Source organism: Palleronia pelagia (genome assembly GCF_900110115.1).
Classification (GTDB): domain Bacteria; phylum Pseudomonadota; class Alphaproteobacteria; order Rhodobacterales; family Rhodobacteraceae; genus Palleronia; species Palleronia pelagia.
Window position 1 is genome coordinate 141,613 of record NZ_FOCM01000007.1, and the last position, 15,986, is coordinate 157,598.

Sequence of the window (15,986 nt, forward strand, 5' to 3'; positions counted from 1 at the left end):
GGCCCGGCTAGCCAGCAGCCAGGTGATCGCGGATCAGCGTGGCAACCGCTTCGGGATGGGTCAGCGGGGCCATGTGTCCCGCGCCCCGCACCGTGACCGGCCGCGCCTGCGGCATCCGCGCGGACAGCGCGTCGTGGATCGCCCCGATCACCGGCGCGGCCCGTTCGCCCGCGACCAGCAGCGTCGGCGCCGTGGCCCGCTCCAGCCAACCGGGATGCATCAACCCGCCGCTGTCATGCTCGATCCCGTCGGACGCGGCCGGGATCAGGTGGATGCGGTCCACCATCGCCTGTCGCTGCGCCGCCGGGAGCTTGTCGAAGGCGCGGTCGTCGCCCCATTGCGCGGTGAACAGGCGCGTGGCCTCGACCCGGTCGCCCCGCGTCATCGCCTCGGCGAAGGCCTGGAAGCCGGCGCGATGCCTCGCGTGCGCCTCGGTCCCGCGGGCGGCGGCGAAGAACACCGGCTCGACCAGCACCATGCGGCGCACGAGGTCCGGCCGCTCCACCGCCAATCGCAGGGCCACGGTCGCCCCGAAGGAATGACCGATGAGGTCGGTCGGCCCGTCGCAGAAGCTCTCGGCGATGCGCGTGGACAGGGCATGGATGTCGCCGTCGCGCTCGGACCAATCGCCCGAGCGCCCGTGCCCCGGCAGGTCGAACGCGGTGGCGGTCACCTCCTGCGACAGGCGCTCGGTCACCGGTGTCCACGCGCGGTGCGATGCCAACGAGCAGTGCAGGAACAGCGCGCGCCGCGGCCCGCTGCCATAGGTCTGGTGCGCGACCGGGAAGCCCGCGCGGGTGTCGTGGATCATGCCTGGCCCAGCGCCCAGTCAAGCTGGTCGAGCCTGTCCTGGCCCCAGAACCGCTGATCGTCGTCGGTGATGTAGAACGGCGCCCCGAAGACGCCGGCGGCCACCGCGTCCTCGAGATTGCGGGCATAGGTCTCGGCCCCGGTCAGCAGCCCGCTATCGGCCAGCTTGGGGTCGAAGCCGTGGGCCGACAGCACGTCGCGGATCACGTCGTCCTCGGCGATGTTCTTCTCCTCGGCCCAGCAGGCCCGGCCGATTCCGTGAACCAGCCCGCCCAGGTCGCCGCCGCCCGCGGCCTGTGCCGCGATGATCGCGTAGGACGACGGAGCGGGGTTCGTGGGAAAGAAGGCCGGTTTTACGTTCAGGGGCAGGCCCGCCATGTCGGCGGTGCGGCGCAGGTCCTGAAGGCGGTATTCCTGGCGGTTCGGATGCCGTTCGCCGGGGGGCGTGCCGCCGGTGCGCGAGAACAGCCCGAGGATGTCGAGCGGCTTGTAGGTGATGGAATGCCCGTGCCTGTAGGCAATCTCCTCAAGCCGGGTTCCGGCGAGGTAGGTAAACGGGGAAATCGTGGCGAAATAGTAGTCAATCCGCGCCATTACAGGGCCTCGCTGTCCGGGTAGGTTTGCCGCAGCCTAGGCCCGTGCTAGGCGGTGTCAACGCGGGCGAATCCGTCCCGATGCTGCCAAAGGTCCGCCCATGCCCACCCCGTCCGAACCCAAGCTCATTTCCGGCAACGCCAACCAGACGCTTGCAAAAGCCATCGCGCGGCGGATGTCTATGCACCGGGGCATGAATATCGGGCTTTGCGACGCGCGGGTCGAACGGTTCAACGACGCCGAGATCTTCGTCGAGGTCTACGAGAATGTCCGCGGCGAGGACATGTTCCTGATCCAGCCCACCTCGAACCCCGCGAACGACAACCTGATGGAACTGCTCATCATGTCGGACGCGCTGCGTCGATCCTCGGCCGCACGCATCACCGCCGTGATCCCCTATTTCGGCTACGCCCGCCAGGACCGTCGCACCAAGGCCCGCACCCCCATCACGGCCAAGCTGGTCGCGAACATGATCGTCGAGGCGGGGATCGAGCGGGTCCTGACCATGGATCTCCACGCGGCGCAGATCCAGGGCTTCTTCGATATTCCGGTCGACAACCTCTACGCCTCCCCGGTCTTCGCGTTGGACATCAAGGACGCGTTTCGGGGCCAAATGGACGATGTGATGGTGATCTCGCCCGACGTGGGTGGCGTCGCCCGCGCGCGCGAACTGGCCAAGCGCATCGGTGCCCCGCTGGCCATCGTGGACAAGCGCCGCGAACGCGCCGGCGAGGTCAGCGAGATGACGGTGATCGGTGACGTGACCGACCGCACCTGCATCATCGTGGACGACATCGTCGACACCGCCGGAACGCTCTGCAAGGCGGCCGAGACGCTGCTGAGCGCCGGCGCGAAAGAGGTGCACGCCTACATCACACACGGCGTGCTGTCCGGGCCGGCCGTCAGCCGGGTCACCGACTCGGTCATGAAATCGCTGGTGATCTCGGACAGCATCGAGGCGACGGCGGCGGTGAAGGCCTGCGATAAGATCCGCATCGTGCCCATGGCGCCGATGTTCGCGCAGGCCATCCTGAACATCTGGCACGGCACGTCGGTCAGCAGCCTGTTCGACCCCGACACGCTGGGCCCGATCTACGAGGGGCTCTACGCCACCGAGTAGGCGGCAGGACGACGGGGCCGCCGCTTCCCGGACTTGTTAAGGACGGGAACCCGAGGTCGGGGGGCAATGGTGTAATCAGCCCGTTGCCCGAGCAATCGTCGCGGGGCTTGCTTCTTTCTTCCGGGCCGCTGATGTCACGCGGATGTCCGACGATCGGCCGCCTGGTTAACACTGCCATCGTCGAATGCGGCGTGAGGGCGACGGGACGCCCCACTCACAGGATCAGAGCGCGCCGATGAGCAGGCCGAGGGCCATGATCGCCACCATGAAGGCCATGAGTTTTGCGAGATACCAGGGGCTGGGCTCACTGGGGTTCAGATCGGACCAGACCTTGCGCATCGTGCCACGAATATCGCGCATGGGGTGTTCCTCCGGGGTTTGGTGGAGGGTCAACGGATCGCCCAAGGGCATGTTCCACATGCGCGGTCGGACCGCACCGCGCGCCGGGTGCGAAGCAGACGAGGTCCTTCCAGGAGCCCCGGACTACGACCAGGGCCCCTTGCGCTGCCCCCGCCCCGCGCGCGGGATGCGGCTGTCCGACACCGGCTGCACCCTTGGCGTCGTGCCGCCGCCCGCCAGTTCCCGCAGCGCGGCGACACGATTCTCGGTGGCTGGGTGGGTGGCGAACAGGCTGTCGTGCTTGTGGGCGTGCAGCGGGTTGATGATGAACATGTGCGCGGTGGCCGGGTTACGCTCGGCCGCGTGGTTGTCGACGCGCGCGGCGCCCGACGCGATCTTCTCCAGCGCCGACGCAAGCCACATGGGCTGACCGCAGATCTCGGCCCCGGCCTTGTCGGCGGCATATTCACGTGTGCGGCTGATCGCCATCTGCACCAGCGCCGCGGCCAGCGGCGCGAGGATCATCATGGCGATCGTCCCCACCAGCCCGAGCCGTTCGCGTGAGCCGCCGAAGAACAACGCGAAGTTCGCCAACATGGAGATCGCACCGGCGAAGGTCGCGGTGACGGTCATGATCGCGGTGTCGTGGTTGCGGATATGGGCGAGCTCGTGGGCGATGACGCCCGCGACCTCTTCGCGCGACAGGCTGCGCACCAGCCCCGCGGTCACGGCGACGGCGGCATTCTCGGGGTTGCGGCCCGTGGCGAAGGCGTTCGGCTGGGCCGTGTCGATGTAATAGAGCTTTGGCATGGGCAGCCCGGCATTGCGCGCCAGCTCGGCCGTCATGTCGTGCAGGCCCATCCGGTCCCCGGGCGGGATCGGCTGGGCATTGTGCATGCGCAGGACCATCCGGTCCGAGTTCCACCAGCTGAACGCGTTCATCCCCGCTGCGACCACCAGCGCGATCAGCGCGCCGCCGGTCCCCCCGATCAGGTAGCCCACGCCCATGAACAGCGCGGTCATCGCCGCCATCAGGATCGCAGTCTTCGCATAACCCATGGGACACCCCGGAAGCAGTCGGTTGAAGGTAGCAAAAATATGGAGGCGCCCGGCGCCTTTGCAAGCGGCCGATCGGCGCGCGGCAGGCGCCCGAGGACCCTGGGCTGGGCCGCCGCGTCACGCATTCTTCACCGCCCCCGCCTGTTGACGGCCGGGCGGCCCGCCACAGTTCTTCCTTCAACCGCGCACCCCACCGGGGGGCCGCGCAGACGGCCAAGCACCGCCGCGAACGGCGGCCCACGGCCCCGTCAGGAGGAGCTCATCCATGAAGCGTCACATCACCATCGCCGGCCTCGCCGCCACCACCGCCCTGGCGCTCGCCGGCACCGCCCGGGCGCAGGACAGCTGTGGCGAAGTCTCGATCACCGAGATGGACTGGGCCTCGGCCGCCATCGTCACCAACGTCTCGGTCTTCCTCATGGAACAGGGCTATGGCTGCGACGTCACCGTGGTGCCGTCCTCGACCACCGCGGCGCTGGTCTCGGTGGCCGAGACGGGCGAGCCCGACATCGTGACCGAGGTCTGGCCCAACGGGAACCCGTCCTACGACCGGCTGTCAGAAGAGGGTCGGATCGTCACAGTCGCCGACGTGCTGTCCGACGGCAGCCGCCAGGGCTGGTACGTGCCGACCTCGCTGGTCGAGGAACACCCCGAGCTCGCTACGCTCGAGGGCCTGCTGGCGAACCCGGATCTGGTCGGCAACCGGCTCCATTCCTGCCCGGACGGCTGGGCCTGCCGCTATTCGACCGAGGCGCTGGCCGAAGCCGTGGGCGTTGAGGAGGCCGGGATCGAGGTCTTCCAGCACGGCTCGGGCGAGACGCTGGCCACCTCCATGGCCGCGGCTGTCGAGAACGACGACCCGTGGCTCGGCTACTACTGGGAGCCGACGGCGATCATCGGCAAGTACGACATGACGCTGGTCGATCTGGGCGAATACGATTTCGACACGTTCGAGTGCAACCAGGACCCCGATTGCGAAACCAACGGCGTTACCGCCTACCCCAGCACGCCCGTCTATACCGTCGTCACCACCGATTTCGAGGACGAGCACCCCGAGCTGACAGAGCTCATGTCCAACGTGTCCTTCACCAACGACCAGATGGGCGCCGTGCTGGCCTGGCAGGAGGACAACAGCGCCTCACCCGAGGAAGCGGCGGTGTATTTCCTGCGGGAATACTCGGATGTCTGGCAGACCTGGGTGAACGACGCGGCACGGGAGCAGTTGTCGGCCTTGATCGAGTAAGGGGCGATCTGTCCGCCGTGGGATAGGGCGGAACCGGATGCAGGGCCGACGCCTTCGGTGGCGGTCGGGGTTCTGCTGTGCGGGACCTTTTTGCCGTTCGCCGCACCTGCTCAGTTTACGCTGGAATTGCGAAGCGCTGCAGAATGAAGAGCGGGAAGCTGACCTTCGCTGCAGATACAGGGTGATCGATATACGAGAGTGAAAGCTGACATTCGGTTGCTTCGACACCATTGGAATTGCGACATCGCGATCGCACGGTCCGTTACCTTGGAAATTTCATTCCTAGTATGACGCTTCGATGTCAGAATAGACGTCCTGCCAGACTGACATCGAACTTAGAAATGAGGGCACGCTCGAAAAACCCTTGGCCGATGAGGGGCGATTGTTCTTCGGTAGCGATAGGACAAGGATTAGAGTCAAAGTACAGCTTACGGGGAAGGCGCACAGCAACGATAGAGATCTTACCCGAAGCGCCGGCCTTTCGAGCCTTGGCCAAGTCGCCGGATGATACAACTGGTCACATGATCCGCGTCTTCGCCAACGCCAAGAAACCGGCCCGAGCCCCAGGTGTGCAACCAACCCAACCCGAGAAAATAGACGCCGTCCACGTCACAGACGCCACGATGATGGATCGGCCTTCCGGTGCCATCAAGGCAATCCACATGGAGCCAGCCGTAATCGGGCCGGAATCCGATACACCAGAGGATCGACGTGATCCCTTCCTCATCGGCGTCGACTTCGGTGATCTCGGAGCCGGGCCGCCAGGCCTTTTCGAATGGCGGCTCTGCCGGGGCCTCTATACCCTTTTCGTCGATATAGGCGTCGATCATCTTGCGGATACCGATATAGCTGTCGTCCGCATCATCCAGATTTTTTTCAAGATCGGGGGCAAACGTGATCGTCGAGCCCTTCATCCCCGTCACTGACCCGTAGAGTTGCAAGCCATCCAGCGCGAATTTGCGCAGGTCTATTTCGTGACCGCCATCTCGACCGGACATGTAATGATTGGTCTTGGCCTCCGTTGCCTTTGGATCGGGCTGCTGGTCGATCGTCCTCTCATAATAGCCCATCTCGTGCAGCCAGTCCGTGGCATCGCGACCCCGGTACATGCGCGGGCTGCGCGGGGCGGGACCGACTGCCAACGCCACGTCGCGCCCGGCAATTCGCAGATCCTCCATAAGCTGGACGCCCGACTGTCCGGTGCCGACCACAAGGCACTTGCCCTCGGGAATATCTGCCGGGCTCCGGTAATCCCGCGTGTGAAGGTGGGCAATCGACGGATCGAGATCGGCGGCATAGGGTGGCGTGATCGGTCGGTCATACCCGCCCGAGGCCACGATCACGTGCTCAGCTGACCAAAGCCCGTCATCGGTATCGACCTCGAACCGTCCGTCGGCGTTCTGTGCGACACGGGTGACTGTGATGCCCTCGCGCAGTGGCGCATCAAAGCTATCCGCAAACGCCTCGACATAGTCCACGATCTCGTCCTTGAGCATGAAGCCCTCCGGATCGTCGCCTTGATAGGGAAAGCCCGGCAAACGGCACTGCCAGTTGGGCGTCACGAGGCAAAAACTGTCCCAGCGCTGGTTTTTCCAGGCGTGGAACCGGGTATGTCGCTCCAGCACGACATGCTCGACCCCCTGTCGGCACAAATACCACGAAGCGGAAAGCCCCGCCTGGCCTGCACCGATGATGACTACGGGGATATTCACGCGGGAATTCGGCATCGGACTCACGTTATCGACAAGCATGTAACGGTCTCCTCGGGGGAAAAGTCGGCTGCGCGGGCCTTGATCGACGCGGCCTGCGCATCGGCAGAACTGCACCGAAATCCAAACTTGGCCTCGACGCGGCGCGCGGCGTGGTCCAGCCCGGCCTCACTGCGTTTCAGAAACTCGGTGAGTGGATAGCTCGCTCCGGCCGTCAGATGCTCGTGGATCGTCGTGGACGGGGAATAACAAATGTCTTCCTTGCCATCAGGCCAGCGAATGCGAAACGCGACTTCAGGCATGGGCGGGCGCCTTTTTCGGTGCGAGGCCAAGATAGGGATCTGCCGCGTGATCCCAGAGCGTCCCGCGCGCGCTTCCCGCCCGCAGAGTGATCCTCATATCAGATGTGATGCGTCCGATGGAGGCGGCAGAGATGTCGCGGCTGCCAAATCGCTCGAGGACCGCCGCAACATTGCCAGGCTTGGCGGCGAGCAGGAAGCCGAAGCTTGGAAAGGTGGTCATCCAACGCTCCAGGCAGACTTCGGTCGGGCAGGTGATGGCGTCGAGGTCAATCTCGATACCCACTCCGGAGCATTCCGCCAGCATCAGCGCCGTGCCGGCTATGCCGCCCTGACTGATATCTTTGCCAGCATGTACCAGTCCGGCTTCTGCGAGATCGGGCAGCAGAGCCAGATCCTCGCGCAGCCGCAGAGGTTCGACCCCTAGAAAAGCAGGGAAGTTGTTGCTCTCGCCCGCATATTCGCCTCGCAGATCGACGGCGGCGATCAGGATATCGCCGGGCTCCGCGTCAAAACTGGTTATCAGCGCCTTTGCGTGTCCGTACATGCTGGCCGCGAGTTGGGGGCGATCAGTACGAAGATTGGAATGCCCCCCCACGATAGGAATTTGGTAGGCAGCGCTCGCCTCGGACATACCTTTGAGGATGTCAGCAGCGGTCTCGGCGTCGGGGGCCCAAAGCGCATTGGTCAGTGCCGTGGCGCGGCCGCCCATCGCGGCGATGTCGGACGCATTCACCATGACCGCGCACCAACCTGCGAACCACGGCGCATCGGCCACGAACTCGTTCATGAACCCTTCTGTTGCCAAAAGCTGCCAGCCGTCTGCGACACGCAGCGCGGCGGCGTCGTCGCCGGGGCGTCCAAGGCTGTCTTGCCCGAGGCCAAGCCCGCGGCAAACGATGTCTATGTCGCGCTTGCCCGTCACATGAGGATGCGCGGCCAGCTTGGCGGCAAGGCTTGCCGGATCGGTCATGCCGCCCGCCGGTTCGTCAGCGCCATCCAGCCACGTGCCGGATCCTCGATCGGCGGATAGGCGGCAAGATCCGCGCGCATCTTCATGTGTGGGTGGCCATGCAGGTCCCGTTCGCCAAGCGAGGTCCAGTTCAGCTTTTCGAACAGCGGCACGTTCTGCATCTGCACAAAAGCCAGGAACAGCTTACACCCACGCCCATGCGCCGTACCGACTGCCAGCCGAACAAGTTCGGCGCCAAGGCGACCAACCCGGCGATATCCCGGGGCGACCGCCAGTCGTGACCCCCACCAGACCTGTGGATCTGCTTCGTGGATCCGCACTGTTCCGACAACTTCGTCGGCTTCCGAGGCCATCGTCGAAATCGCAACCAGCGGCAGCGCAACCTTGTCGATTTCGTCGCGATCATGATCGGGAAAGATACCCTGCTCGGTCACAAAAGTGCGGTGCCGGAGCGACGCCGCACCGCCGATTTCCCAGGGCCTCGTGGCCTGTCGGATCAGGAATTCCGGTGTTACGAAGGCTTCCGGCTTTTCAATGATCATGCCGGAACCTTCTCGCGCGGTGCGAGCTTTTCGAATGCCGAGAGAGCTGAACAAGCCCCGCAACGTCCGCAGCCGGCCTTTATGTCTTCTGCGCGCATCCCATTCTCGCGGATCATCCGGGCGAGCGGCGGCAGGACGCTGTGCATGAACTCGGGCGTCGGAGACGGGTGGCTTTCGAGCGGTGTGCCCGAGACGGGCACGAAGGGCACAACAAAGGGATAGACGCCCATCGCCGTCAGACGCTCGGACATCTCGAGGATAGCCTCTGCAGTGTCGCCCAGACCCGCAAGGATATAGGTCGACACCTGCCCCCAACCGAAAATCTCGACGGCGGCGGCAAAACTGTCATAATACTTTGAAAGCGGCACTTGCGCCTTGCCCGGCATGATCTCGGCCCGAAGCTCTGGCGTGACGACTTCCAGATGCATTCCGAGGCTGTCGATGCCTGCATCCTTCATCCGGCGCAGCCATGCATCGTCATCGGGCGGCTCGCACTGGCCTTGCAGCGGCAGGTCGACGGCGGCGCGGATCGCCTCGGCGCTGTCGGCCAGCACCCGGGCGCCGCGATCCTTGCCGGCGGGCGTGCCGGTGGTCATCACCATGTGCTTGACCCCGTCCAGCCGGACGGCAGCGCTGGCCACCTCGGCCAGTTGTGCCGGCGTCTTGTGGGCGATGGTGCGCCCGGCGGCGAGGCTTTGACCGATGGCGCAGAACTTGCAGGTCTTCTTGCGGCTTTCGTAGCGGATGCAGGTCTGCAGCACCGTGGTCGCCAGAACGTCCTTGGAGTGCAACTGCGCGATGTGGCCGTAGGGAATGCCATCCGCCGTTTCCAGATCCAGGAAACTGGCGCGCTTGGGAAAGCTGACTTCGGCAAAGAACACTCCGTCCTTGGTAACCCGCGCATGTCCGTCTGCGTCCGGAGCCTCGACAAGATACGGGCTGTCGAAAGCAGAGTGCGTGTGGACCGGGATCATGACGGTCATACCATCAATGGTGACCGCCTTGTGATCGGTCGGCCCCGCCCCGCCGCGCCGACTGTCGGCGCCGGCACGTGGGTCGACCATGCGCATGCCCCGGGTCTGGAGATCGGTGATAACGGAACCTGTCTGTGTCATAGCGTCAGTCCTCCAGGGGAATGGGCTCGAATGGCGTTTCCGGGGCCACCAGGTGGCGCGTGGCGACCGGTGACGGATCGTGGCGCAACGACAAGAGCTCGGGCCTCGCGTAATGCCCGACGCTGTCCATCATGCGCTTGCGCTTGGTCACAAGCCCCATGTCGAGATCGGCGTACAGAATGCCTTCGCCGTCGGTCAGAGGCGGCACGGCATGGCGCCCCTCTGGTGTGATAATGCAGGTCATGCAGCCGCCGCGCAGGCCTTTTTGCAGGGCTTTATCCGGCGTGACGGACGCAATCTGATCCTCTGTCAGCCAGCCGGTGGCGTTGACCACGAAGCAGCCTGACTCAAGCGCGTGATGCCGCATCGTGACTTCGATCTGATCGGCAAAGACCTCACCGACAAGGCTGCCGGGGAATTGCGCGACATGGATCTCTTCGTGCTGCGTCATCAGCGCGTAGCGGGCCAGCGGGTTGTAATGCTCCCAACAGGCAAGCGCGCCGATCCGGCCCGCGCGCGTCTCGACCACTTGCAGGCCAGAGCCATCTCCCTGGCCCCATACCATGCGCTCGTGATAGGTGGGCGTGATCTTACGCCGCTTGAGAAGCAAGGTTCCGTTGGCGTCGAAGACCAGCTGCGCATTGTACAGCGAGCCGTGATCGCGCTCGTTGACACCTAAAACGACCACGATGCCATGATGCGCGCAGCGTTCCGCCACGCGCCGGGTCTCGTCCGAGGGGACGGTCACGGCCTGCTCATAAAGATGCAGATGCGGCTTTCCCTGCTGCACTGGCGGCAGAACGAACGAGAAATAAGGGTAGAACGGCACGAAGGTTTCGGGGAAGACCACCAGGTCAGCGCCATGTCCGGCGGCCTCGTCGATTGCATCCAGCACACGCGCGAGGGTCTTCTCTCGGCTTGTCAGATCGGGGGCAATCTGAACGGCGGCGGCTTTTATGTGACGAGGCATGAGCGCTCCGGTAAACGGTATTGCGCCGGGGCCGGATCCGGCCCCGGCCGTGACTGCTCAGACCGTCCAGGTATCGACGATCACGGCATTGTCGCGAACATGGATCAGCTTGAGGTCCAGGACGTCCTGCGGCGCGATGGGGATAATGCCCTCAAGCAGCGACGGCTCGCCATGTCCGTACAGAGCCTGCAGAGCGAAGCGGCAGGCATACACCTTGCCACCCTCGCTCATGAACTTCTTGAGGTTGTCCGCAAAGTTCTGGTGGCCCGGGAAGGCCGCATCGCCAAGCGTGGGAAAGCCGCGCTGGATTCCAAGGGTCACGCCCGGCCCGTAAAGCAGGATCGACGTCTCGAACCCCTTACGATTGAGCCGGATGGCGTTGAGGATGTTAACCAGGCCGATGGAGCCTTCGAAGGCAACAGTGTGGAATGTGACGAGCGCCTTCTGTCCTTCTTCTGCCTTAACGTCTTCGAAAACCTTGTCTTCATAGTCGACGAAGAAATCTCCGTCCTTGTGTTTTTCCATTGTGACTGCGGGCATGCGGATCCTCCGGTTGGCCAATTGCCGAGCTTGTTGAGTGGTCCAACCGTGAATGGACCGTTAATATGCAATCAATCACCAGTTCAATTATGCATACAATAAAGATGTCAGCAGCGAATTCGCCCGCCGGCTTGAGGTGCTTTTCAGGCCCTATGCTGGAATAATGTGCGGTCAACGTACATCTCGCGGAAGATCTCTGAGGCAGATCCATACAAAGTGCTTCAATCTTTCGCGAATCGATTGTATGGGGAATGTATGCATTCGTGGACTCCAATACTTCGGCCCGAAGGCGGGGCGCGTTACTTGCAGCTTGCGGATGCCATCGCCCAGGGCGTGCGCGACGGCACGCTTGGCCTTGGTGATCGCCTTCCGCCGCAGCGGCAACTTGCGAATCGCCTGGGGATCGACTTCACAACGGTATCGCGCGGCTATGCGGAGGCGCGCCGTCGCGGACTGATCAGCAGCCACGTGGGACGCGGCACCTTCATCGCTCGGTCCACGGCGGAGCCCGAGCAACCGGAGCTGAGGCGCAAGTCAGACGTAGATTTGACGATGAACCTGCCGCCCGAACCTCAGGACGCCGACTTGATTGAGCGGATGCAAGATGGTCTTCAGACGGTCTCGGCAAACCTTGTCGACCTGCTGCGTTATCAGTCCGCGACAGGGGGGCAGATCGACAAGGACGCCGCATCGACCTGGTTGTCACTGCGCGGGCTGGTGCCGTCGTTGGACCGGATCGCAGTCACGCCAGGAGCGCATCCGACGATGCTGGCAATCCTGATGAGCCTCGCGCGTCCCGGTGACGCGGTCTTGTGTGAGGATGTCACGTATCCGGGCCTGCGCAGCATTGCCGGACGACTGGGCTTGCGCCTTATCGGCCTTCCAGGCGATGCAGAAGGTATCGATCCGGACGCGCTAGATGCCGCGATCAAGGCGCAGGCTCCGAAGGCGCTCTACCTCAATCCGACCTTGCAGAACCCGACCACGCGGACGATCTCGCTGGCTCGGCGAGAACGGATTGCCGAGGTCATTTCATCTCGAAATTTGCCGCTGATCGAGGACGACGCCTACGGCTTCATCCCGCCGAATCCGCCGGCTCCCCTGGCAAGTTTCGCACCGGACCACGTCTGGCATATCGGCGGTCTGGCGAAGTGCATCGGGGCCGGGCTGCGATTGGCCTACACGGTTGCGCCCAACAGTCACCTGGCGCGCGAGCTTGCTCATAATCTCAAGCTCATATCGGTGATGCCCTCTCCGTTGATGATGGCGCTGGCGACGCGGTGGATCGCTGACGGCACCGCCGATCGGATCCGACGTTTCATCCGGGAAGAAACAGTGGCGCGACAGGCGATCGCGGCGCAGCTACTGCCCGCGGCAACGTATGAATCTCACCCACACGCGTTCAACATCTGGCTGCGCCTGCCCGAGGGCCTCGGCCGGGCGGACATCATTGGACGTATGTCAGGGACTGGCCTTGGACTCATGCCATCGGATGCCTTTACCGTGTCAGGCGAGCCATCAGAGAGCCTTCGCGTATGCCTCGGTGGCCAAATATCACGTACAGAGTTGAGAGACACCTTGGGCCTGCTTGCATATTTGATATCGAGCCGGTTCTGAAATGCTTTGCTCTCCAAGCACCCTCCTTCCAGTTGCGCCGCATCTCGGTTAGCCTTCGTTGAGCGTTTGCAGTGAATGTTGGCCACGCGCTGCATGGCAGCGAGACGAAAGCGTCGGCGGCGGTTCTGGGCCGTCGTTGACTGCGGCGAGACGACCGCACGGGGGGTCAGGAATTGATATCTGCTGCGCGGGGGCGTCGGTGGCGGCGATGCGCAGGAGGACCGGAATATGCGCGTCCACTGCGCGGCGCCGTCGGCATGACGACCCGTCGGCTACCAGCACCACCGGCGAAACAAACTCCGCTGCCGAGCGTTCCTTGAGCATGGAACTGAATTGCGAACGTCACGGTGCAGGATCACCCTTGCTGCTGGTTCACGGGCTGGGTGGAAGCGTCCGGTCCTGGGACAGCATCCTGCCGATTCTTGCTGGCGGACGCGAGGTCATATTGGTCGATCTGCCTGGGCACGGGGGGTCTCCGGCGCTTCCGGGGCGCCAGACGATCGCCGCCCATGCGGACGCGCTCGAGCACTTCATCGACCGGAACGGGCTCGCCGGCGTCGATACCGTCGGCAGTTCTGTCGGCGCGCGGCTGGTGCTGGAACTGGCACGGCGCGGCATCGGCGGCCACACGGTCGCTTATGATCCGGGCGGTTTCTGGCGCGGCTGGGAGACGGCGTGGTTCCGCTCCACGCTTGCCGCCTCGGTCCGGCTGGTGCGCCTCCTGCGGCGGCGCATTCCGGCGCTCTCGCACAGCCGCGCCGCGCGGGCCGTTCTGCTCGCGCAACTGTCGGCGAGGCCCGGCGCCCTCGATCCCCTGCTGGTCCGGAACGAGCTGACGGCCATAGCCGAGACAGACGTGTTCGACGCGATGCTGCGCGAACTGGCGCGTGGTCCGTTGCAGGAGGGGACCGCCACACCTCCGGGCCGCGTGACGATTGGCTGGGGCCGTCAGGACCGTCTCCTACTGCCACGTCAGGCGGAACGCGCACAAGCGGCGTTCCCCACCGCGCGGTTGCACTGGTTCGAGCGGTGTGGCCACTTCCCGCAATGGGACCGCCCGAAGGAGGCCGCAGAGGTCATCTTGAAAACGATGGCGAGATCAGGCGCGGATAACGGACGTGACCTCTCACGCGCGGTCCAGCTCCGCGAGAAAGTGCATGATGAGACGGAGATAACTCGAGCGGATGTTTCCTTTGTCCGCTCCACCGACCTTCACCTTCGAAAATGATGCGCGAGGGATGAATGGCCGATATCGTGAAGCTGCATCGCAGCGTTCGACCATCAAGCCAGTGGCAGGTCTGGGCCGGTAGTATCGAACCCCCGCATGCTCCAACCACGAAATTCGTGATCGCCGCCGTGGGTAGTTTGGGCTCGAAGCAGCCATTCATCGCGGACAAGATCGTCGTCCACCGAACCCCCTACCCCTTCCGGAACCGCCCCAGGATCTCGTCCGTATCCTCGCCGCAATAGGGCGGCGCGCGGTCGTAGCGTACGGGCGTGGCGCTGAATTTCAGCGGGTTGCCCAGCAGCCGGACCGCGCCCTTGGCTGTGCCGGGCTTTGTCATCTCGATCACCATCTCGCGGGCTTTCGCCTGCTCAGATGTCAGCGCCTGCCCTACCGTCTGCACCGCCGAGGCCGTGACCGACCGCGCTTCCAGCCCCGCCACCACGTCCTCGACCCGCCGCAACCGCATGGCCGGGATGAGGACGTCCATCAGGCTCTCGCGGTGTTCGGTGCGCGCGCGGTTGGTGGCATAGCGCGGGTCGTCCGGCAGCTGCGGCAGGTCCAGGAAGTCGCAGAACCGCACGAACTGGCGGTCGTTGCCCACGGCGACCACCACGTGCCCGTCCGCCGCCTCGAACACCTGGTAGGGCACGATGGCGGGGTGTGCGTTGCCGTGGCGCTTGGGCTCGGTCTCGGTCTCAAGGTAGGTGGTGCCCACGTTGATCAGCCACGCCATCTGCGCGTCCAGCAGGCCGATATCGATGTGCTGCCCCTGCCCCGTCCGGTCCCGGTGGCGCAAGGCGGCGAGAATGCCCGAGCTGGCGTAGAGCCCGCAGATCACGTCGGCCACGGCGACGCCCACCTTCATGGGTTCGCCCTCGGGTTCGCCGGTCAGGGACATGATGCCACCATAGGCCTGCGCCATCAGGTCGTATCCGGGGCGCGCGGCGTTCGGCCCCGTCTGCCCGTAGCCCGAGATCGAGCAGTAGACGAGCCGCGGGTTCAGCGTCAGCATCGCGTCGGCGTCCAGCCCGTATTTCGCCAGGTTCCCCGGCTTGAAGTTCTCGACCAGGATGTCCGCCTCGGCCACCATGGCGCGGATCGCGCGCTGGCCCTCTTCCGACGCCAGGTCCACCGCGACCGAGTACTTGTTGCGGTTGGCCGACAGGAAATAGCCCGACAGGTCGGTCTCGCGGCCCGCGGGGTCCTTCACCGATACCGGCCCCCAGTGGCGGGTGTCGTCGCCCCCGGTCGCCGGGTTCTCGATCTTCCACACCTCGGCGCCCATGTCGCCCAGAAGCTGCGTGCAGGTGGGCCCGGCCAGCACCCGGCTGAGATCCAGAACCTTCACCCCGTCCAGCGCACCCGCCATGTCGTAAATCCTCCCTTGGATCGCGCCTTGGCTACAGCGTCGCGCCGCCCGGCGCCAGCCGCGGCACGTCCCCGCGCCCCGCGTTTCGCCGGCGATGGATGCTGCCAGCCCGCGCGTGCAGGCTCCTGCCCCACCGGTCCCTGTATTGTCCGAGCGAGACGCAAGCGGCAGCAGGCGGCGCATCGACAAATCGCGGCGTCGGTGGTCCAGCACCACGGGATCGTCCGTCGAGCGCTCCCTGCCGGCAGCACGGCATCGCGCACCGACAAGTTCCGCCCCGGCGCCGAAATCCCGACTTTCGCCTTGTCACGCCTCCGGCCCGTCTCTAAACGGGTCGACGGAGACGTGGCCGAGTGGTCGAAGGCGCTCCCCTGCTAAGGGAGTAGGCGGGAAACCGTCTCGAGGGTTCGAATCCCTTCGTCTCCGCCATCGCACAATATCGCCCGATAACAATTAGCC

General features: G+C 64.7%; 16 protein-coding genes and 1 tRNA gene. 5 read left to right on the forward strand and 12 right to left on the reverse strand.

From position 1 onward, the window contains the following. Positions 1–7 precede the first annotated feature (7 nt). Both BMX96_RS15160 and BMX96_RS15165 read right to left on the reverse strand, forming a co-directional pair. Positions 8–811, reverse strand: a complete 804-nt coding sequence (locus BMX96_RS15160; protein ID WP_091846253.1) for an alpha/beta fold hydrolase — start codon at positions 809–811, stop codon at positions 8–10. After that, a complete protein-coding gene (locus BMX96_RS15165) occupies positions 808–1,404 on the reverse strand; it encodes a 2-hydroxychromene-2-carboxylate isomerase (RefSeq protein WP_091846254.1) in 597 nt (198 codons plus the stop codon). The genes BMX96_RS15160 and BMX96_RS15165 overlap by 4 nt, the downstream gene beginning before the upstream one ends. A 100-nt stretch (positions 1,405–1,504) precedes the next feature. Between BMX96_RS15165 and BMX96_RS15170 the strand changes: the two genes are divergently transcribed. Next, complete coding sequence (locus BMX96_RS15170) at positions 1,505–2,524, forward strand: ribose-phosphate pyrophosphokinase (RefSeq protein ID WP_091846255.1); 1,020 nt, start codon at positions 1,505–1,507, stop codon at positions 2,522–2,524. 222 nt (positions 2,525–2,746) lie between these two features. Here the strand turns inward: BMX96_RS15170 and BMX96_RS19695 are convergent, their stop codons facing one another. Continuing rightward, on the reverse strand, positions 2,747–2,884 hold the full coding sequence (locus BMX96_RS19695; RefSeq protein ID WP_175481760.1) for a hypothetical protein: 138 nt from the start codon (positions 2,882–2,884) through the stop codon (positions 2,747–2,749). Positions 2,885–3,007: 123 nt separating this feature from the next. Continuing rightward, positions 3,008–3,922, reverse strand: coding sequence for a zinc metalloprotease HtpX (gene htpX / locus BMX96_RS15175; protein WP_091846256.1), 915 nt, complete (start codon positions 3,920–3,922; stop codon positions 3,008–3,010). Between the two features lie 265 nt (positions 3,923–4,187). On the opposite strand from htpX, the gene BMX96_RS15180 reads away from it, so the two are divergent. Beyond that, a complete protein-coding gene (locus BMX96_RS15180) occupies positions 4,188–5,165 on the forward strand; it encodes an ABC transporter substrate-binding protein (protein ID WP_091846257.1) in 978 nt (325 codons plus the stop codon). A 461-nt stretch (positions 5,166–5,626) separates the two neighbouring features. Here BMX96_RS15180 and BMX96_RS15185 read toward each other — a convergent pair whose 3' ends face one another. From BMX96_RS15185 to BMX96_RS15215, 7 genes are read right to left on the reverse strand one after another with little or no spacing between them, the layout of a single operon-like run. Further along, positions 5,627–6,916, reverse strand: a complete 1,290-nt coding sequence (locus BMX96_RS15185) for an MSMEG_0569 family flavin-dependent oxidoreductase (RefSeq protein WP_091846258.1) — start codon at positions 6,914–6,916, stop codon at positions 5,627–5,629. Next, positions 6,898–7,176, reverse strand: a complete 279-nt coding sequence (locus tag BMX96_RS15190) for an MSMEG_0570 family nitrogen starvation response protein (protein ID WP_091846259.1) — start codon at positions 7,174–7,176, stop codon at positions 6,898–6,900. Before BMX96_RS15190 ends, BMX96_RS15185 begins: the two co-directional genes overlap by 19 nt. After that, complete coding sequence (locus tag BMX96_RS15195) at positions 7,169–8,146, reverse strand: sll0787 family AIR synthase-like protein (RefSeq protein WP_091846260.1); 978 nt, start codon at positions 8,144–8,146, stop codon at positions 7,169–7,171. The genes BMX96_RS15190 and BMX96_RS15195 overlap by 8 nt, the downstream gene beginning before the upstream one ends. Then, positions 8,143–8,688 carry an MSMEG_0567/Sll0786 family nitrogen starvation N-acetyltransferase gene (locus BMX96_RS15200; RefSeq protein WP_091846261.1) on the reverse strand — a complete coding sequence of 182 codons (546 nt, stop codon included), beginning with the start codon at positions 8,686–8,688 and terminating at the stop codon, positions 8,143–8,145. Before BMX96_RS15200 ends, BMX96_RS15195 begins: the two co-directional genes overlap by 4 nt. Further along, entirely contained in the window at positions 8,685–9,803 is a 1,119-nt protein-coding gene (locus BMX96_RS15205; RefSeq protein WP_091846262.1) for an MSMEG_0568 family radical SAM protein, read from the reverse strand. The genes BMX96_RS15200 and BMX96_RS15205 overlap by 4 nt, the downstream gene beginning before the upstream one ends. 4 nt (positions 9,804–9,807) lie before the next feature. Next, positions 9,808–10,773 (reverse strand): Nit6803 family nitrilase, encoded by a 966-nt coding sequence (locus BMX96_RS15210; RefSeq protein ID WP_091846263.1) that lies wholly within the window; start codon positions 10,771–10,773, stop codon positions 9,808–9,810. A 57-nt stretch (positions 10,774–10,830) separates the two neighbouring features. Then, a complete protein-coding gene (locus BMX96_RS15215; protein WP_085790817.1) occupies positions 10,831–11,313 on the reverse strand; it encodes an MSMEG_0572/Sll0783 family nitrogen starvation response protein in 483 nt (160 codons plus the stop codon). 255 nt (positions 11,314–11,568) lie between these two features. Here BMX96_RS15215 and BMX96_RS15220 point away from each other — a divergent pair, with 255 nt between their 5' ends. After that, positions 11,569–12,930: an aminotransferase-like domain-containing protein gene (locus BMX96_RS15220; RefSeq protein WP_091846264.1), complete on the forward strand. Its 1,362-nt coding sequence runs from the start codon at positions 11,569–11,571 to the stop codon at positions 12,928–12,930. Positions 12,931–13,291: 361 nt separating this feature from the next. After that, a complete protein-coding gene (locus BMX96_RS15225) occupies positions 13,292–14,158 on the forward strand; it encodes an alpha/beta fold hydrolase (RefSeq protein ID WP_214606858.1) in 867 nt (288 codons plus the stop codon). Between the two features lie 190 nt (positions 14,159–14,348). Here BMX96_RS15225 and BMX96_RS15230 read toward each other — a convergent pair whose 3' ends face one another. After that, the gene (locus tag BMX96_RS15230) at positions 14,349–15,527 is read right to left on the reverse strand and encodes a CaiB/BaiF CoA transferase family protein (protein ID WP_091846266.1); all 1,179 of its coding nucleotides are present in this window, start codon (positions 15,525–15,527) and stop codon (positions 14,349–14,351) included. Positions 15,528–15,866: 339 nt separating this feature from the next. Between BMX96_RS15230 and BMX96_RS15235 the strand changes: the two genes are divergently transcribed. Then, a tRNA-Ser gene (locus BMX96_RS15235) sits at positions 15,867–15,956 on the forward strand. The last annotated feature ends 30 nt before the right edge of the window (positions 15,957–15,986 follow it).